15 protein-coding genes are annotated in these 17,763 nt (G+C 59.8%); 4 read left to right on the top strand and 11 right to left on the bottom strand.

Annotation, left to right across the window (positions count from 1 at the left end):
* Nucleotides 1-34: 34 nt before the first annotated feature.
* The 4 genes from ACA047_RS11760 to ACA047_RS11745 all read left to right on the top strand — a co-directional run bounded on the left by ACA047_RS11760 (nucleotide 35) and on the right by ACA047_RS11745 (nucleotide 4,066).
* Nucleotides 35-1,120, top strand: a complete 1,086-nt coding sequence (locus ACA047_RS11760) for a hypothetical protein (RefSeq protein ID WP_497359348.1) — start codon at nucleotides 35-37, stop codon at nucleotides 1,118-1,120.
* The gene (locus tag ACA047_RS11755) at nucleotides 1,117-2,202 is read left to right on the top strand and encodes a DUF6161 domain-containing protein (RefSeq protein WP_497359347.1); all 1,086 of its coding nucleotides are present in this window, start codon (nucleotides 1,117-1,119) and stop codon (nucleotides 2,200-2,202) included. Before ACA047_RS11760 ends, ACA047_RS11755 begins: the two co-directional genes overlap by 4 nt.
* Nucleotides 2,203-2,457: 255 nt before the next feature.
* The gene (locus ACA047_RS11750) at nucleotides 2,458-3,315 is read left to right on the top strand and encodes a GNAT family N-acetyltransferase (protein WP_497359346.1); all 858 of its coding nucleotides are present in this window, start codon (nucleotides 2,458-2,460) and stop codon (nucleotides 3,313-3,315) included.
* A gap of 43 nt (nucleotides 3,316-3,358) precedes the next feature.
* Nucleotides 3,359-4,066 carry a cupin domain-containing protein gene (locus ACA047_RS11745; protein WP_497359345.1) on the top strand — a complete coding sequence of 236 codons (708 nt, stop codon included), beginning with the start codon at nucleotides 3,359-3,361 and terminating at the stop codon, nucleotides 4,064-4,066.
* Between the two features lie 150 nt (nucleotides 4,067-4,216).
* Here ACA047_RS11745 and ACA047_RS11740 read toward each other — a convergent pair whose 3' ends face one another.
* From ACA047_RS11740 to ACA047_RS11690, 11 genes are all read right to left on the bottom strand, one after another.
* Nucleotides 4,217-5,296: a tartrate dehydrogenase gene (locus ACA047_RS11740; protein ID WP_497359344.1), complete on the bottom strand. Its 1,080-nt coding sequence runs from the start codon at nucleotides 5,294-5,296 to the stop codon at nucleotides 4,217-4,219.
* Between the two features lie 40 nt (nucleotides 5,297-5,336).
* Nucleotides 5,337-6,794, bottom strand: a complete 1,458-nt coding sequence (locus ACA047_RS11735; RefSeq protein WP_497359343.1) for an NAD-dependent succinate-semialdehyde dehydrogenase — start codon at nucleotides 6,792-6,794, stop codon at nucleotides 5,337-5,339.
* Nucleotides 6,795-7,045: 251 nt separating this feature from the next.
* Complete coding sequence (argE, locus tag ACA047_RS11730; RefSeq protein ID WP_497359342.1) at nucleotides 7,046-8,203, bottom strand: acetylornithine deacetylase; 1,158 nt, start codon at nucleotides 8,201-8,203, stop codon at nucleotides 7,046-7,048.
* A complete protein-coding gene (locus ACA047_RS11725) occupies nucleotides 8,200-9,354 on the bottom strand; it encodes an NAD(P)/FAD-dependent oxidoreductase (RefSeq protein WP_497359341.1) in 1,155 nt (384 codons plus the stop codon). Before ACA047_RS11725 ends, argE begins: the two co-directional genes overlap by 4 nt.
* The gene (locus tag ACA047_RS11720; protein ID WP_497359340.1) at nucleotides 9,351-10,742 is read right to left on the bottom strand and encodes an FAD/NAD(P)-dependent oxidoreductase; all 1,392 of its coding nucleotides are present in this window, start codon (nucleotides 10,740-10,742) and stop codon (nucleotides 9,351-9,353) included. Before ACA047_RS11720 ends, ACA047_RS11725 begins: the two co-directional genes overlap by 4 nt.
* Entirely contained in the window at nucleotides 10,724-11,032 is a 309-nt protein-coding gene (locus ACA047_RS11715) for a (2Fe-2S)-binding protein (RefSeq protein WP_497359339.1), read from the bottom strand. Before ACA047_RS11715 ends, ACA047_RS11720 begins: the two co-directional genes overlap by 19 nt.
* On the bottom strand, nucleotides 11,029-12,873 hold the full coding sequence (locus tag ACA047_RS11710; RefSeq protein ID WP_497359338.1) for an ABC transporter ATP-binding protein: 1,845 nt from the start codon (nucleotides 12,871-12,873) through the stop codon (nucleotides 11,029-11,031). The genes ACA047_RS11715 and ACA047_RS11710 overlap by 4 nt, the downstream gene beginning before the upstream one ends.
* Nucleotide 12,874: 1 nt before the next feature.
* The gene (locus tag ACA047_RS11705) at nucleotides 12,875-13,750 is read right to left on the bottom strand and encodes an ABC transporter permease (RefSeq protein WP_497359337.1); all 876 of its coding nucleotides are present in this window, start codon (nucleotides 13,748-13,750) and stop codon (nucleotides 12,875-12,877) included.
* Nucleotides 13,747-14,703, bottom strand: coding sequence for an ABC transporter permease (locus ACA047_RS11700; RefSeq protein WP_497359336.1), 957 nt, complete (start codon nucleotides 14,701-14,703; stop codon nucleotides 13,747-13,749). Before ACA047_RS11700 ends, ACA047_RS11705 begins: the two co-directional genes overlap by 4 nt.
* Nucleotides 14,704-14,746: 43 nt before the next feature.
* Complete coding sequence (locus tag ACA047_RS11695; RefSeq protein WP_497359335.1) at nucleotides 14,747-16,390, bottom strand: ABC transporter substrate-binding protein; 1,644 nt, start codon at nucleotides 16,388-16,390, stop codon at nucleotides 14,747-14,749.
* A gap of 86 nt (nucleotides 16,391-16,476) precedes the next feature.
* Nucleotides 16,477-17,751, bottom strand: coding sequence for an NAD(P)/FAD-dependent oxidoreductase (locus tag ACA047_RS11690; protein WP_497359334.1), 1,275 nt, complete (start codon nucleotides 17,749-17,751; stop codon nucleotides 16,477-16,479).
* Nucleotides 17,752-17,763: the final 12 nt, after the last annotated feature.

The following is a 17,763-nucleotide window of genomic DNA, read 5'->3' as shown; positions in this document are numbered from 1 at the left end:
ATTTAGCCTTCAATCATCTGAAGGACCAGCATGCATGAATCAAAATACAAGGGCACAACGACTGGATAAGCTTCATAAGCTTGTGACTGCCTACACCCGCGAAGCTCATGAGGAAAAACTCCTATCCAAGGATCACGTTGCGCTCGCTTGGTTCACCCAATTTAAATATCTGAATCCGGTTGGCTGGGCCATCGATCCAAATAAAATTCCTTACATAGCCGCCACTGCGCTGGTTGACAGTTATTCCTGCCTCCCGCGAAGACCAGACATGGCATTTACCTATCTGTGGACCGCTATCAACAGTTGTTACAACGATCTCTATATGAAGTCTTCTGCCAATGCGGAAAGCTTAGGAGATTCGAAAGCCATTGAAAAATCCCTGACTGAAATCAACAAATTCATGCAATCCCAAATTGCATTGCCATCTGAGACCCCACAGCCCTCCGCTTTCATCACACCTCAAGAAATAACACTGGATTTCATAAGCCACATACCGGACAAGACATTACATTTCGTTGCGTCTTACATCCTGAAAGGCATGGCTATCGAGAGACACAATGCGCGTGCCACAAAAAAGACAGACGAGATAAGAAAAATCCACATCTCCTCATCCTACAAATCTTTTAAAAGCAAATTCCAGGCAATGTCTAACCATTTCTACTGGACATACGGCAAGGCCTATTCCGCGCTATGCACCATTACTGAGACCCCAGACAGAACGGACGTAAACTTTGGAATAAGCGACGACGAAAAATCTCGAAAAATTACGCATGCGCTTGGAAAAGAGATAAGAAAAATACTCACCCAGGCACCTGCTATTGAGCAGTTTGATGATCTTGGCAAGCCAAAAGCAAAATCGCCCTCTCTTTCCTCAGACGCTCAAAAATTAGAGTTTCTAGTCTTTTGCCTTCTATACGCTGCTAGAAACAACAGCGCTCACGGCAATGTAGCCTCCCGGGTGAATAGCATATTCTCAGACAGTAAAAGCATTGTGGCCGCCACGTGGATGTTCTTATTCGGCTATTTCTACCTTTCATTGATTCTCCTATGCTTAGGTTCCATTGAACCAGACGACTTGTATATTCATCCCTTCAACGTTTCCTTATTAGATCAAAAATGATAACACCCGAACTTAAAGCATTGAATGGTGAGCGCTTTGACTTCGACAATCTCGCTGACCAAAATGACTTCATGCGAAGCGAGGTAGAATTTTGGAAACCCAAAATCAAAAGCCTCCAAAAAAACGGTAAATCCGATGCCCATCAGGCCCTAAAAAACATAGAAAGCTCGGTAGCAATTTTTGAATATTACCTCGCTATGGAAGAGCATTATTTTCTCGACGAGGAACAACCAGAAGAGGAACTCTCTGATGTCTGGATTTATAGCAACTCCCCCGCCACACTCAAATGGCTAGAAATTTATTCGAACGACCCCGCTGTTGCCGGAGGTTTCTACGATGCAATCTTCCTTGGAAAAAGTGATCACTTAGATTCATTTAACGACCTCACCGGATACTTGGCCGCTTACGAGTTCAAACTCCCCCTACAGAACTCTTTCGCAAAACGTTCTGCGTCAGAAGCTGCGGTTATTCGTGGCATTCATTCAAATTTTTTCAAAATAAAATCCAAACTTGTAAAAAAAGCAAGAAAGGAAATGAGTCAGTTTGCCGAGTGGCAGAAAAAGGAAGAGGATGCCTGGGCAACGCGTCTTGAAACGCTTGAGTCCACTTATCAGGAAAAGCTTCGCCTGGAAGGCCCTGCTACATATTGGGCAAAAAAAGCAAGTGAACACCAAGCACGCGGCTATGTCTGGACTGGCGTGCTCGGCGTAACCTTGTTTTTCTCCATCATTGGCTTATGGACATCCTTCAATCTATGGTTAAGTGGCGACCGCACACCAATTGCTCTCAATCAGATTGAAGGCGCGCTCATTTTCGTAGCACTTCTCTCAACATTGGCTTTTACCGCCAAGACACTTTCCAAGTTGGTTTTCAGCGCATTCCACCTTCAACGTGACGCAGAAGAACGAGAGCAGCTCACGCACTTATATCTGACGCTAAGCAAAGACACACACGTTGACGAAGAATCGAGAAAAATCATTCTCCAGTCCTTGTTCAGTCGCTCGGAGACAGGACTTATCTCTAATGAATCCGGGCCGACCATGCCCGGGCTGAGTGACCTGCTGTCCGCCTTCAAAAAATAACTAATAGCCAACTGAAAGGGCGTCCTGCATTTGCTTACGGCGCCTTTCACTTTTGGCCCACCTGTGAACCCCGGCTCAGTATTTACTGCCGACCTGGCGGCTCATTTGAGCAAAAAATGTGGCCGGCAGTGCCGTTGCTTACGGAACATACCGAATCAGTTTTCGACCCTTGTCAGGCCTTGTTGCAGGTGAGATACAAGCACTTTCAGCGGATAAAAATCCATCCGACTACGTGCTTTTTCAATGGGATCTGCCATGTCCATTTCGCAACGCCCTACCTACTTCTATCGGCCCATGACCGCGGCCGATGTACCCTCGGCGCACGCTTTGTCTGTGCAGTTGAAATGGCCTCATCGCCTGGAGGACTGGGCGATGTTGCAGCGCGTCGCCCAGGGTTTTGTCGTGGATGACCAAAAGCGCTTGATCGGTACCGCATTTGCCTGTGCGCAGGGGCGCTACGCCACCATTGGCCTGGTGATTGTCGATGATGAGTACCAGGGCCAGGGAATCGGTCGCAGGCTGATGGAGTTGGCGCTTGAGGCCTGCGGATCACGGACCGCCATACTCAATGCGACGCTGGCCGGCGCCCCACTGTATGCCAGCCAAGGCTTCGTTGATTTTGGGCATATCCAACAACATCAGGGGCAAGCGCTGGCGCTCGCACCCCAGGACCTGACGGCTGGCGAGCGCTGCCGCCCGCTGACCGAAGCCGATCAGGCCGAGCTGATCAAACTGGCCAATGCCGGCAGTGGCCTGGACCGACAGGCCGTGCTGAATGACCTGTTCGATGTCGTTGAACATTCAGTGGGCATAGAACAGGACGGCCAATTGTGCGCCTTTGCACTGCTGCGCCCCTTCGGCCGAGGTCGCTGCATCGGCCCGGTCATTGCCCAAAACCCGGAGCAGGCCAGGCACTTGATCGCGGTGCTGCTGGCTCGGGTACCGGACGCGTTCGTTCGCATTGACATCCCTTCTAACAGCGGCCTGGCCCCTTGGCTGGAAGAGGCCGGGCTCAAGCACGTCGACACCGTCGCCCAAATGGCTCGCGGCACTCCCCCGCAGGCTAGCGGCGCAGTGCAACAGTTCGCGCTGGTAACCCAGGCCATTGGCTAAAAAATCCTGAGCTTTATCAACGTTTTGCTGGAGAATCACCTTCATGCTCGAACCCACTGCAGTGCTGTTGGCTCACGCCGACGGCAGCCTCGCCTCAACCGCATTCACCCCCGGATCGTTGTCGGCCAACGATCCGTTCGACAGACTCATCGCTTATGCCGGGACACAGGGTATGGCTGCCGGTGTGGTCCGGGCGGGCGGTCGATTCAGCGTCGATCAATACCCTTTCAGCGAAACGATCGTGGTGCATGCCGGTGGCGTTACGCTGCGCAGCCAGGCGCAAACGCTGCAGCTCAAGCCAGGAGAAAGCGCAGTGATCGCCCGCGGCACGTCGCTGCTGGTCGAAGCGCAACCCGAGTCTCTCTGGGCATTCTGTGCCGATACCCAGCTCGCTGAAACAAGCAATCCCGGGCTCACAGCGCTCCCTGCACACACCCTGCTTTCGCCATCAGCGGCACCTGATGAAGCCATTCTGCTCAGCCCGACGCCGCAATGTCGCTCGCACAATCTGTTTGTCGAAGAGGCGACCAACCTACGCATCGGTGTCTGGGATTCGACGCCCTACACCCGCCAATCCCGGCCACACAAACTGCATGAACTGATGCACCTGCTCGAAGGCCGCGTCACCCTACAGACAGCCGACGGGAGCGATCTGACGATAAACACCGGCGATACGGTGTTCGTGCCCCTGGATGCACCTTGTGCCTGGAAAAGCAGCGTCTATGTGCGCAAGGTCTACGTCGTTAAATAGTAGCGCCGACGCCATCGCGAGCAGGCTCGCTCCCACAGGGGATTTTTGGTGGATGTGAATCCTGCGGCCAACCCCAGAACAAAAAAAGCCCGCAGTGTGAGCGGGCAAAAGGTGTCGCAGGTTAGTCAGGTTTCCCAGCCGCGTGAAGCGTCAAAGCGCTGCGGCGATGGCCATGCCGACATCCTGGGTTGAGCCCTGCCCGCCCAGGTCGGGGGTGATTGGCCCTTGGGCAATGACCTGCTCGATGGCCTTGAGAATCCCGTCATGGGCTGCGCGATAACGCTCATCACCGTTACCCAGGAAATCGAGCATCAACGCGCCGGACCAGATCATCGCAATCGGGTTGGCGATGTTCTGCCCATAGATGTCAGGCGCCGAGCCGTGCACCGGTTCGAACAGCGACGGGAAGCGCCGTTGCGGATCAAGGTTGGCCGACGGTGCAATGCCGATAGTGCCGGCGCAGGCTGGGCCCAGGTCGGACAGGATGTCGCCGAACAGGTTTGACGCCACCACCACATCGAAGCGGTCCGGCTGCAAAACGAAGCGCGCGCACAAAATATCGATGTGCTGTTTGTCCCACTTCACATCGGGGTATTGCTCAGCCATCAACGCCGTGCGCTCGTCCCAATACGGCATGCTGATGGAGATCCCGTTGGACTTGGTCGCCGCCGTCAGGCGTTTGCGCGGCCGGGTTTGGGCCAGGTCGAAGGCGAACTTGAGAATCCTGTCGACACCACGCCGGGTAAACACCGACTCCTGAAGCACGAATTCGTGCTCGGTGCCTTCGAACATCTTGCCCCCGACGGAGGAATATTCGCCCTCGGTGTTTTCGCGGATCACGACGAAATCGATGTCCCCCGGCTCGCGCCCGGCCAAAGGGCACGGCACGCCTGGAAACAGGCGCACCGGGCGGATGTTCACGTACTGATCGAAGTCGCGACGGAACTTGAGCAGCGAACCCCACAGGGAAATATGGTCCGGGACCTTGTCCGGCCAGCCCACGGCACCGAAGTAAATCGCATCAAAGCCTTTGAGCTGCTCGAACCAGTCGCTGGGCATCATCTGCCCATGCTCCAGGTAGTAGTCGCAGTTGGCCCAATCGAGCACTTCGATACTCAGCGCCAACTGCCACTTTTTCGCAGCCTGCTCCAATACCCGCAGCCCTTCAGGCAGGACCTCCTTGCCAATGCCGTCGCCGGCGATAGCGGCGATTCGAAATGCTCTGCTCATCAATCGTGGTTCCCTAGTGTCTGTTCAAACGCTGACCGCATCACAGCCCACCGATGTGGAAGGCTTTGACTTCAAGGTATTCATCCAGGCCGTATTTACTGCCCTCACGACCCAGCCCCGATTGTTTGATGCCACCAAATGGCGCGACTTCCATGGAGATGATCCCGGTATTGAGGCCAACCATGCCAAATTCCAACGCCTCGCCGAATCGCCATGAACGGCGCAGATCCTGGGTGAAGTAATAAGCCCCCAGGCCATACGGTGTGGCATTGGCCAGGGCCAGCGCCTGCTCCTCGGTGGTAAAGCGCATCAGCGGGGCAACCGGGCCAAAGGTTTCCTCGCTGGCCAGCAACATGCCGGCGTGGGCGTCGCCAAGCACCGTTGGCTGGACGAACTGGCTGTCGCCTGAGGGAACACCACCACAGAGCAGGCGCGCGCCCTGACTCAACGCATCGTCGATATGCCGGGCGACTTTGTTCACCGCCGCCAGGTTGATCAGCGGGCCGATCATGACGTCTGCGTCCAGACCATTGCCGACCTTGAGCTTGCCCACCTCCTCCACCAGGCGCTCGGCGAAACGTTCGTAAATACCGTCCTGCACCAGAATGCGGTTGGCGCACACACACGTTTGGCCGGCGTTGCGAAACTTGCTGAGCATGATGCCGGCCACGGCCTGCTCCAGGTCCGCGTCGTCGAACACAATGAACGGTGCGTTGCCGCCCAGTTCCAGGCTCAAGCGCTTGATGTGTTCGGCGCTCTGACGCATCAGCAGTCGCCCGACCGCCGTGGAGCCGGTAAAGGAAATTTTGCGCACTGTCGGGTTACCGGTCAGTTCTTCGCCAATGCCGGCGGGCATGCCGGTCACGACGTTGAACACCCCGGCCGGAATCCCGACCCGCTCGGCCAGCACCGCCAGTGCCAGCGCCGACAAGGGCGTCAGGTCCGAGGGCTTGACGATGACCGGGCAACCCGCCGCCAAGGCCGGTGCGCATTTGCGGGTGATCATCGCATTGGGGAAATTCCACGGCGTAATGGCCGCGCAAACACCGACCGGTTGCTTGAGTGTAAACAGGCGACGGTCGCCGCTGGGCGCCGGTATGGTCTCGCCATAAACCCGCCGGGCCTCTTCGGCAAACCATTTGACGAAACCGGCTCCGTAGCGAATTTCACCCTTAGCTTCGCTCAACGGCTTGCCCTGTTCATAGGTCATGATCAGCGCCAGGTCGTCGAGATTGTCGACCATGGCTTGATACCAACGGTCCAACAGCGCAGCACGTTCTGCCGCAGGCCGCGCGCGCCATGCCGGCCAGGCACGCTCGGCGGCTTCGATGGCACGCCGGGTTTCCACGCCCTGCATGGCCGGCACACGGACGAGCACTTCGCCGGTCGCCGGATCGATGACGTCCAGGGTCGTGCCGCTGTCAGCAGCGATCCACTGCCCATCGACGTAGGCCAGGTCTGCTAAGAGGCTGGGGTCTTTCAATTGGTTCTTGAGCATGGTCGTGTCCTGTTCCGAGGTATTTCCAGTCTAAGGAGATGCCGCGGAGCAGGATGCTGAAAGCGGATTTTGGGCAGTGTTGGATGCTGTAATTCATGGCGAGACGGCAGGCTCTACCGAAGACCGAACCCTGTGAGAGCAAAGCTTGCTCGCGATTGCGGTGGATCAGGCAACACTAAAACCGTGTCATCGTTCATCGCGAGCAAGCTTTGCTCCCACAGGGGTGCTCACACATTAATTCGGTGTATGGCTCAGAGTTTCAAGGAGCCGAGCAACCCCTCCAGAAACCGCTCCCCCGCTTCCATCTGGCTGATTTCGATGAACTCGTCAGGCTTGTGCGCCTGTTCGATGGAGCCCGGGCCGCAGACCACTACTGGCACATCCAGGCGCTGTTTGAATAAGCCGCCCTCAGTGCCGAAAGACACCTTGGCGGTGCCGGTGTCTGGGGCGGCGAAGTTTTTCAGGAAGCGCACGGCTTCGACGCTCGGGTGGGTATCGAGGCCCGGATAGACGTTGAGGGTCTGGATTTCGATATCTGCGACGCTGGAGAGCTTTTTGGCCTCGCGTACGATCACTTCGGCGCGCTCGCGCAGTTGCTCCAGGAACTGATCCAGATCGTCGGCCGGCAGGTTGCGCACTTCGAAATCCAGGGTGCACAGGTTCGGCACGATGTTCAGCGCCTTACCGCCGACAATCTGCCCGACATGCACGGTGCTGTAGGGCACGTCGTAGTCCGTATCCTGGGCGCCCTGCTCTTGCAACTGCTGCTGGCTCTGGCGCAACGCGGCGATGAAATCGCAGGCCACGTGGATCGCGTTGACCGAACGCGGCGCCAGCGACGAGTGCGCCTCCAGGCCACGGCAGTAGGTACGATAAGAGCCCTTGCCCTTGTGTCCGAGCACGAATTGCATGTTGGTCGGCTCGCCGATCACGCACAAAAACGGCCGCACTGGCGCCAGGTGAAGCACGTCGAGCAGACGGCGGACACCCACGCAGCCGATCTCTTCGTCGTGGGAAAGTGCCAGTTGCAGCGGTCGGCTCAACGAATGGTCAGCGGCATCAAGCAGGGTGTCGATGGCCAGCGCGATAAACCCTTTCATGTCACAGCTGCCACGACCGTAGACCCGGCCATCCCGCAGCGTCGCCTGGAACGCGGGGACAGTCCAGGCCTGCCCCGCCGCCGGCACCACGTCGGTGTGCCCGGAGAGCAAAATCCCCGGCAACTCCCGCGGACCAGTGCTGGCGAAAAGATTGGCCTTCTTGCCGCTTTCGTCCTTGACGATCAGCGACTCGATGCCCTTGCTCAGCAACAGATCGCGCACGTACTCGATCAGGGCCATGTTCGACTCTGAAGAGACCGTTTCAAACGCCAGCAGGCGTTCGAAAATGGCTAAAACCCGGGGTTTCATGAGGCCTTGCTCCGTTGCTCGGCTGAAAGGGCGAACCGGCGGATAGAGAACGGCTCGATCGACGTGCTGGTGCTGCCGGTGCCGATCAGTTCAGCCATGACGTCGCCGACGCCCGGGCCGAGCTGGAAGCCATGACCGCAGAAACCGAAAGCATAAAACAACCCATCGACAGTGCCACTGGGCCCCATCACCGGCAGGGAGTCAGGCAGATAACCTTCGATGCCGCTCCACACGCGAATGATGTTCAGATTGCCGACACCTGGCAGCAGGCGCCGCATCTGGTCCAGTTGGTTGAGAATGCTGCGCGGCTCGACATAGGCCCGGCGGTTGAGCATGTCCGGCTTGCTGCGATAGCCGCCGCCGATGACGATGTTGCCCCGTGGAATTTGACGGAAATAGATCACTTCTTCAGGAATCTTGGTGAAGACGCCAATCACTGTCGGCAAGGCATAAGGGACCGGTTCGGTGACGGCCATTTGTGGGCCGTGGGTGTCCAACGGCACCGGCTCGCCGAACTGCGCCGAGAGTTTCTGGCCCCAGGCGCCCGCGGTAATCAACAGCTGCTCGGCGCTGAACTGGCGGCCATCGGTGGTGGTGACGCTGAATCCGTCACCGATCTTCTGCACCTCGGCCACTTCGGTCCGCTCTTCGATGCGTGCGCCGAGTCGCCGGGCGGCCCTGGCAAACGCCGGGGCCGCCAGACGTGGGTTGGCGTGCCCATCGTGAGGGGCATAAGAGCCGCCTTTGACGTCCTTGCCCAGGAATGGGAAACGCGCGTGCAGTTCGCTGCCACGATAGATCTTCAAGTCCAGCTGTGCCGCTTCGGGCGCTGCCGCGTAGGCCTCGAGTTCAGGGATTTCATCTTCGCGATAGCACACACGCATGTGCCCGCTGGCAATGAACTCCAGGTCGTCGTCGATCAGCTCCGGCAGGCGCTTCCACAGTGCCCAGGAACGGTTCGCCAATTCCAGCTGACCGAGATAACGCCCCTGGCGCCGCACGTTGCCGAAGTTCACGCCGCTGGCGTACTGACCGATCTGGTCACGTTCCAGCAAGATCACCGACCGGCCCCTTTGACGCAGAAAAAACGCCGCCGCCGACCCCATCAGCCCGCCGCCGACGATCACCACATCAGCTTTGTGTGCCGTCATGAGGTCACCTCCCGGGTGAGCATCGAAAGCGGTTTGACCGGTGCCTGGCCACGTTGCCGGCCCACCTCTTGCACGTTGACGCCGGCTGCTGCGGCAATCACTTCAGCCCCGGCCTGGGAGCAATAACGTCCCTGGCAGCGGCCCATGCCGACCCGGCTGAAAGCCTTGGCGCGGTTGACTTCACAGGCGCCCTTTTCGCTGACAGTGCGGCGCAACTCGCCGGCACTGATCATTTCGCAACGGCAGACGATGGCTTCGTCCGGCAGTGCCTTGGCTTGCGCCGCAGGCCAGGGAAACGCCTGGGCCAGACCGAGACGAAAATCATCCATGACTTTGAGCGCCCGGTGCTGCTCGGCGACGTGCGCGGCGTCCACCGGCTGGTGCAGATCGCTCAACAACGCCATGGCGACCAGGCACCCGGCGTGTTCGGCCGCATCAGCGCCACGGATCTTCGAACCATCGCCCGCGGCATAGACACCGCTGACCGAAGTCCGGCCCTCTTCGTCCGTGTCCAGCAACCATTGGCCTGACGCCTCGTCGAAGCGCAGAAGGCAGCCCGCCAGGTCGGCCAGTTGGGTTTCCGGGCGCAAGTGATAACCCAGCGCCACCGCGTCGCACGCCACCGTCAAGGTCTCACCGCCGGCCGTGCGTACGCGCACGCCACTGACCCCGGTGGCCGCCTCGCCCAGCACTTGCAGCGGTGAGATGCCCAGGTGCACCCTGACTTTCGCCCGATACAACTGCGCCAACAGTTTCATGCCGGTGAACAGCAGTCCTGGGCGCGCCATGAGTTTGGGCAACGCTTTGATGCGCTTGCTCAACGGCGACGTGTCCAGCACTGCCGCCACGTTGGCGCCGGCCTTGAGGTATTGGCTGGCGACCAGATACAACAGCGGTCCGCTGCCCATGAACACCACGCGATGGCCAATGGAGACGGCCTGGGATTTGAGCGCAATCTGCGCCCCGCCGAGGCTGTAAGTACCACCCAATTGCCAACCCTCAATCGGCATCAAACGGTCGGTGGCGCCGGTACAGAGGATCAGCGCGTCGTAATCCACCGTCGAATATATGCCCTGGCTGACGCAGCACAGTTGCCCGGGCGTCAGGTTCCACACCAGGGTGTCCGGGCGATAGTCGATCTGTGGGCGCAGGCGGTCGAAGCTTTCGTGCAGGTCCAGGGCTTTGCCCGCCTCGGTGCCATACAGCGTGGCGTAGTTGCGCGTGAACCCTTCAGGCTGACGACGGTAGATCTGCCCGCCATCGCGACGGTTCTCGTCGATAAGGATCGGTTTGATGCCCGCCGCGACCAGGGTCTGGGCACACCGTATGCCGGCAGGGCCGGCGCCGACGATGACGACTCGATGAGTGCTCAGCCGCGCAGTGGCCATATCGCCTCCGGTTGTGTGGTGATGATGTCCAGCCCTTCGCGCACTTCATTGGAGCAAGCACGCAGGCGTTCGCCGCTGCGGGTCCAGACCCAGCAATCCTGGCAGGCGCCCATCAAACAGAAACCGGCACGACTGCCCGGATCGAATTCCGATTGGCGCAACGCCCGGCCCTGGGTCAGCAAGGCGACCATCAGCGTGTCGCCCTGCAACGCCTCGATAGGTGCACCATCCACTTTCAATTTGACGATGGGCCGGCCCTGTTCGGCCAACCTCACGAAACGACCGTTCATGCGTAGGCTCCCACGATCATGCTGTTTGAATCCTGTTGGGTCTTGAGCAACTCGCCACTGTCGTGATGACAGAGAACTTCACTGCCGCCGTCGATGACTCGCCGAGGCGGCGCGGTGTGGTTACACAGGCCGTCGACCCGCACCGGACACCGATTGAGGAAGGTGCACAGCCCCGGCGCATTGGCCCTTGCGCTCAAGGGCGGGAGGGTGCCGCACGTCGTGGCGCCACACGTTTCCAGCCAGCCTTGGCGCAACTCCGGCACCGAATGGATCAACAGGTCGGTGTAGGGATGAAATGGCGCCTGGGCGAACGATTGCCGTGTGCCCGCCTGAACCTTGTGGCCGCTGTACATCACCACAATGTCATCGCACAGCGCTCGCACCGTGGAGATGTCGTGGCTGATGAACAGGTACGAAACCCCCAGCTGCTGGCGCAGGTCGCGCAGCAGTTCGAGAATCGCCGCGCCGACCACGGTATCGAGCGCCGAGGTCACCTCATCACACAAAATCAAATCCGGCTTGGCCGCCAGCGCCCGAGCCAGGTTGACCCGCTGCTTTTGCCCGCCGGAGAGTTCGCTCGGGCGGCGTTCAGCCATCGCGCGCGGCAAACGAACGAGATCCAGCAGCTCACCGATGCGCTCACGCAGCGCCGCGCCCTTGAGGCCGAAATACATCTTCAACGGCCGGCTCAGGATGGTGCTGACGCTGTGCATCGGGTTGAGCGCGGTGTCGGCGTTCTGGAAGACCATCTGGATGCGTCGGAACTGCTCGTCGGTGCGTTCGGACAGGCTGCCGCCCAGCAGCTGGCCATCAAACGTCAACCCGCCGAGGGCCGGGGTCAGCAACCCGGCGACCACCCGGGCCAGGGTTGATTTACCCGAGCCCGATTCACCAATCACACCGATGGCCTGGCCTCTGCGCACGGTCAGGTCGATCTCTTCAAGTACCCGGATCGACGGCATGCCGTGCTGATTCTTGTTGCCGTAGCCGGCGGTCAAGCCTTTGATGGTCAGCAGCGGCGTGTCCTCGGCCACACCGCTGGGCGGACGAATCGTCGCATCCGGCCGCGCCGCCGCCAGCAAGCTGCGGGTGTAGGCATGAGCCGGCCCCTTGAGTAACGGCGCGGTGGCGCTCTGTTCAAAGATCTGCCCACCGTTGAGCACCACGATCTGATCGGCCATTTGCGCCACGACTGCAAGGTCGTGGGACACGTAGACCGCCGTCGCGCCCCGCTCATGCACCACCCGTTTGAAGGCGCGCAACACGTCGATCTGGGTCGTCACATCAAGGGCCGTGGTCGGCTCATCGAGCACCACCAGCAGCGGGTCACTGATCAGCGCCATGGCCGCCATCACCCGCTGCAGTTGCCCGCCGGACACTTGATGGGGGTAACGCTGACCAATGCGGTCGGGGTCTGGCAATGCCAAATCGCGGAACAATTCGATGGCCTTGGCTTCGAGCGTGGCCCGGCTGCCCAAGCCATGAATCAATGCACCTTCCACCACTTGGTCGATAAGTTTTTTGGCCGGGTTGAACGCCGCGGCGGCACTTTGGGCGATGTACGACACACGATTGCCGCGCAGGCCTTGCAGCTCACGCTCATTGAGGGCCAGCATGTCGTGCTCGCCGATCTGCACCACGCCGCCAGCCAAGCGGCAACCGCGCCGGGCATAACCGAGCAGCGCCAGGGCGATTGTGGTTTTGCCGGAGCCGGATTCGCCAATCAGCGCCAGCACTTCACCTTTTTCCAGGGAAAAACTCACGCCCTTGACGATCTCCACCTCACCGCGCTCGCCACAAGCGACCACGCGCAGGTTCTCGACTCGGATCAATTCGCTCATATCAATGGCCTCCCGTACGTCGATTGCGCCGTGAAGACAGTCGGTCGATAAACAGATTGACGCCAATGGTCAGGGTGCCGATGGCCAAGGCCGGAATCACAATGGCCGGTGCGCCCTGGTTGAGGCCGCCGATGTTTTCACGCACCAGCGAGCCAAGATCCGCATCCGGGGGCTGCACGCCCAGACCGAGAAAACTCATGCCGCTGAGCAGCAGCACAATGAAGCCGAAGCGCAAGCCCAGGTCAGTCAGCACCGGGTTGAGCATGTTGGGCAGGATTTCCACGCAAGCGATGTACAGCCGTCGCTCGCCACGGGTACGGGCCACTTGCACGTATTCCAGGGCCTCGATGTTCACTGCCATGCTGCGGGCGATACGGAACGCGCCCGGGGTGAAACTCAGCACCGCCGTGCAAATCAGCAGGGTCACCGACGAGCCGAACGCCGAAACCATGATCAGCGCCAGCATCTTGCTCGGGATCGAAATGAAAGCGTCCATCAGGCGACTGATCAGCTCATCCAGCCACTTCGGCGAAACCACCGACAGCAGCGCGCAACCGGTGCCCAGCCCGCTGGCCAGCACCGCCGCCACCAACGCCAGGCCAACGGTGAAGCGTGCCCCCACCAGGATCCGGCTGAGCATGTCACGCCCCAGGTAATCGGTGCCTAACAGATGAGCAGCGCTGAAGCTGTCGAATACGTTGTCAGAGACCACTTCCCCCACCGGGTGCGGTGCCAGCCACGGCCCAAAAATGGCCACCAACAACCAGAACACACACATCGCGGCCCCAATCAGGCCCAGCCAGGACGTTCTATGGGAGACCTTGCCCAAGCCCAGCTCGGGCGCCGCAGGCGGCGATTTCACCATGAGATTGTTCATTGGTTTCTCAGCCTCGGATTGGAAAGGATCGCGCACAAATCAGCAATCAGCACCAATGTCAGGTACGCCGTGCAGAACAACATGGTGCAGGCCTGGACCAACGCCATGTCGCGGTTGGTCACGGCATCGACCATCAGGCTGGCGATGCCGGGATAGTTGAAAATGGTCTCGACGATCACCACTCCGCCCAGCAGGTAGGACAGGCTCAAGGCGATGGCATTGGCAATAGGCCCGATGGCGTTGGGCAAGGCATGGCGCAGGACCACCCGCACCGCACTCACGCCTTTGAGACGGGCCATTTCCACATAGGCACTGTCGAGCTGATCGATCACCGCCGCCCGGGTCATGCGCGCCATCTGCGCGACGATCACGCAACACAGCGTCATGACCGGCAAGGCGTAGGTGCGCATGAATTGCAGCGGTGAGGTGATCTCACTGGAATAGGACAGCGCTGAAAGCCAGCCCAGGTTCACTGCGAAAATCAGCACCGCCAGGGTGGCGACCAGGAACTCCGGCACCGCCACCATCGTCAAGGTGAAAAAGCTCAGGAAGCCGTCGATGCGACCACCGCGGCCCATCGCCGAGCCGATGCCCAGGATCAAGGCCACCGGCACCGACACCAGCGCCGTGGCGGCCGCCAGCATCAGGGTGTTGGGCACCCGTCCAGCCATCAGCTCACTGACCGGCGTGGCGTTGGATACCGACACGCCCATGTCGCCGCTGAGCAGGTTCATCAACCAGTGCAGGTAACGCAACACTCCAGGCTGATCGAGGCCCATTTTCACGCGCAGCGCCGCCACCTGTTCAGGCGTGGCGAATTGTCCGAGGGACTGTTGCGCCGCGTCTCCGGGTAAAACCGCCGTGATGGCGAACACCACCATCGATACGATCAACAGGGTCACGAGCGCAGCGCCCAGGCGCCGGCCGATCAGCCACAGTGTGTTGCTATTCATCACCCTACCCCTCGTGCCATGTCACGCAGCCAAACAACGCTCATCAAGCGTCCAGCCAGACTTGCTCGGCGAACATGTAGCCCATGAAACCACCCAGCGGGTTGGTGCCATAGCCTTTGACACGCTGGTCGACGCCATCGATGTTGCTGATGAACACGGGGATGCCGATGCCGCTGTGGTCATGCACCAGGGTCTGCATGTCGGCGTACAGCTTGCCGCGCTTGGCCTCGTCGGTTTCTCCCCGAGCCTGGACCAACAACTGGTCGAACTGCGGGTTTTTCCAGCCGGATTCATTCCACGGCGCGGTCGACTGGAAGAATTGCGAGAAGATCATGTCGGCGTTGGGCCGTGGGTTGATATTGCCGAAACTCAGTGGGTGCTTGGCCCAGTGGTTGGACCAGTAACCATCGCTCGGCAGGCGGTTGACGTCGAGCTTGAGCCCGGCCTCCTTGGCCGATTGCTGCAGCAGCACGGCAACGTCCACCGAACCGGTGGCGGCCGGCGAGCACATCAGCGGCATGCTGATATTTTCCATACCCGCCTTCTTCAGCAGAAAGCGCGCCTTCTCCGGATCGTAAGTGCGTTGTGGCAAGTCGGCATTGTAGAAACGTGAGCCGGGCGCAATCGGATGATCGTTGCCGACCCGGGCGAAACCACGGAATATCGCCGACTTGACCTGTTCCCGGTCCAGCAGCAATTTCATGGCCTGGGTGAACTCCGGGCTTTGGCCTGGCATCTGGTCCTGACGAATGATCAAGTCAGTGTAGTTACCCGACGGCGAGTCTACGACCCGATGGGTGCTGCTAGCCTTGATGCGAACCGTGGAGCGCGGGTTGACCTCGTTGATGATCTGCACATCGCCTGACAACAGCGCGTTGACCCGGGACGGTTCGTCGGCAATGCCGATGAATTCGATCTCGTCCAGGTACGGCAAACCCGGTTTCCAGTAGTTGGCGTTGCGCACACCAATCGAACGCACCCCCGGCTTGAATTCCTTGACCTTGAACGGACCGGTACCGACGCCCTGGCTGAAGTCGCTGGTGCCCTCAGGGACGATCAGCATATGGGAAACGGCAAGAATCGACGGCAGTTCAGCGTTCGGGCCGCTCAATTGTATTTGCACTTCATGGGTGCCAGTGGCTTTGACTTCGGAAAACTGTTCTGCCAGCGGCAGGACCTTGGAGCCGGTGATCGGGTCCTTGTGCCGCAGCAAGGAAAACACCACGTCAGCGGCGGTCAGCCCCTTGCCGTTGTGGAAGGTCACCTCCTTGCGCAGGGTAATCACCCAGAGCGTCGCGTCGGTGGTGTCGATGCGTTCGGCCAGCTCCAGTTGCGGCACCATGTGGCTGTCGAAACGTGTCAGACCGTTGTAGAACATGTAATGGCGTACGTAGTCCGTGGACGATGAGCCTTTGGCCGGGTCCAGGGTATCGGCGGTGGAACTGGAGATGCCGGCGACACGGATGCGCCCACCAGGCTTGCCTTTGCCAGGGCTTGCCTCTTCATCGGCAAACAGCTTGCCGGCGGCGCCGAACAAGCTGCCGGCGCCCGCCACGGCTACGCCCGCCAGCCCCAACATCTGCAATGCATTGCGGCGTGACATGCCGCGATTGAGCCCTTCGAAAACACGCAGACTTTCTGTGCCAGTAATCAACTGGCCGTCGATGCTGTTTTTCTTGTCAGTCATGTCGGTTCTACCTTTCGCAAATGATAAGGGCTCGGTTGCGCACGATTAACGCAACGTAGATGAAACGCCAAACAACGCCATGAAACTCAGTGTAGGTAGTCCTGCAGACGGTAATACGCGCCTACCAGCGGCAGGAACCAGGGCTTGCCGAAATGCCCGGGGATAGCCGGCCAGTCGAGTTCGCGCCAAGGGTTGGCCTCGACCTTGCCGGCCATGACCTCGGCCATGACCTGCCCCATGTGCACCGACATCTGCACACCGTGGCCGCTGTAGCCCATGGAGTGATAAACCCCTCCATGCTGACCGGCCCGGGGTAAACGGTCGGACGTCATGTCCACCAACCCGCCCCAGCAGTAGTCGATTTTCGTTTTGGCCAACTGCGGGAACATCTGCACCATCGCCGCTTGCAGCACCTTGCCGCTCTTGGCGTCGGAAACGCTGTCAGACATCGCAAACCGCGCACGGCCGCCAAACAGCAGACGGTTGTCCGGGGTCAGGCGAAAGTAGTTACCGATCATGCGGCTGGTGACATAGGAGCGCCGTTCCGGCAGCAGGACGTCGATCAGCGTCTTGGGGAGCACCTCGGTGGCGACTACGAAACTGCCCACCGGAACGATTCGGCGCCGATACCAACCCAAGCCGCCCTGCTGGCATGCGCCGGTCGCCAGCAAAATTTGCGAAGCGTGCAGCGCACCCTTGTTGGTGTTGACTTGATAGCCGCTGGCGCTGGCCTTCCAGTCCTTTACCGCCACACCCTGGAAGATCAACGCGCCGTGACGGGCTGCCGCCTCGGCCAGGCCGACACCGAAGCGCCCGACATGCATTTGCACGCCGTTGCGTTGCAGCAGGCCACCGTGGAACTGGGCCGAATTGACCTCCGCCCGGGTCTCTTGCGCTGACAGCAACTCGACGTCGGCGTCGACCTCCTTGCGGATCAGTTCACAGGTGCGCGCCAGTCCTTCGTAGTGCATCGGCTTGGCGGCCAGTTTGAGCTTGCCGTTGCGCTTGAGGTCGCAGGCAATCTGCTCTTGTTCCACCAGCGAGACGACGCTCTGCACGGCGCTTTCATAGGCCTGGTAATAGGCACGCGCTCTGTCTGCGCCGAGGCTGGCGGTGAGTGCCACGTAATCCTGGGCAACGCCGGTACTGCAATGCCCACCGTTGCGCCCCGACGCCTCGCCAATCACCCTTCCCGCTTCCAGCACTGCCACACTGGCCCCCTTCAAGGCCAGGGCCCGGGCCGCGGCCAGACCGGTGAAACCACCACCGACGATGGCGACATCGACCTGCGCGGGCAACCCGCCGAGCTGAGCACCCATGAAGGCCGGTGCGGTATCGAGCCAATACGACTCACTGCCCATGTCTAACCCCTT

The organism is Pseudomonas sp. LBUM1664, from assembly GCF_059695895.1.
The sequence above is the reverse complement of the archived record's forward strand: the minus strand, read 5'-3'. Positions and strand labels throughout refer to the sequence as shown.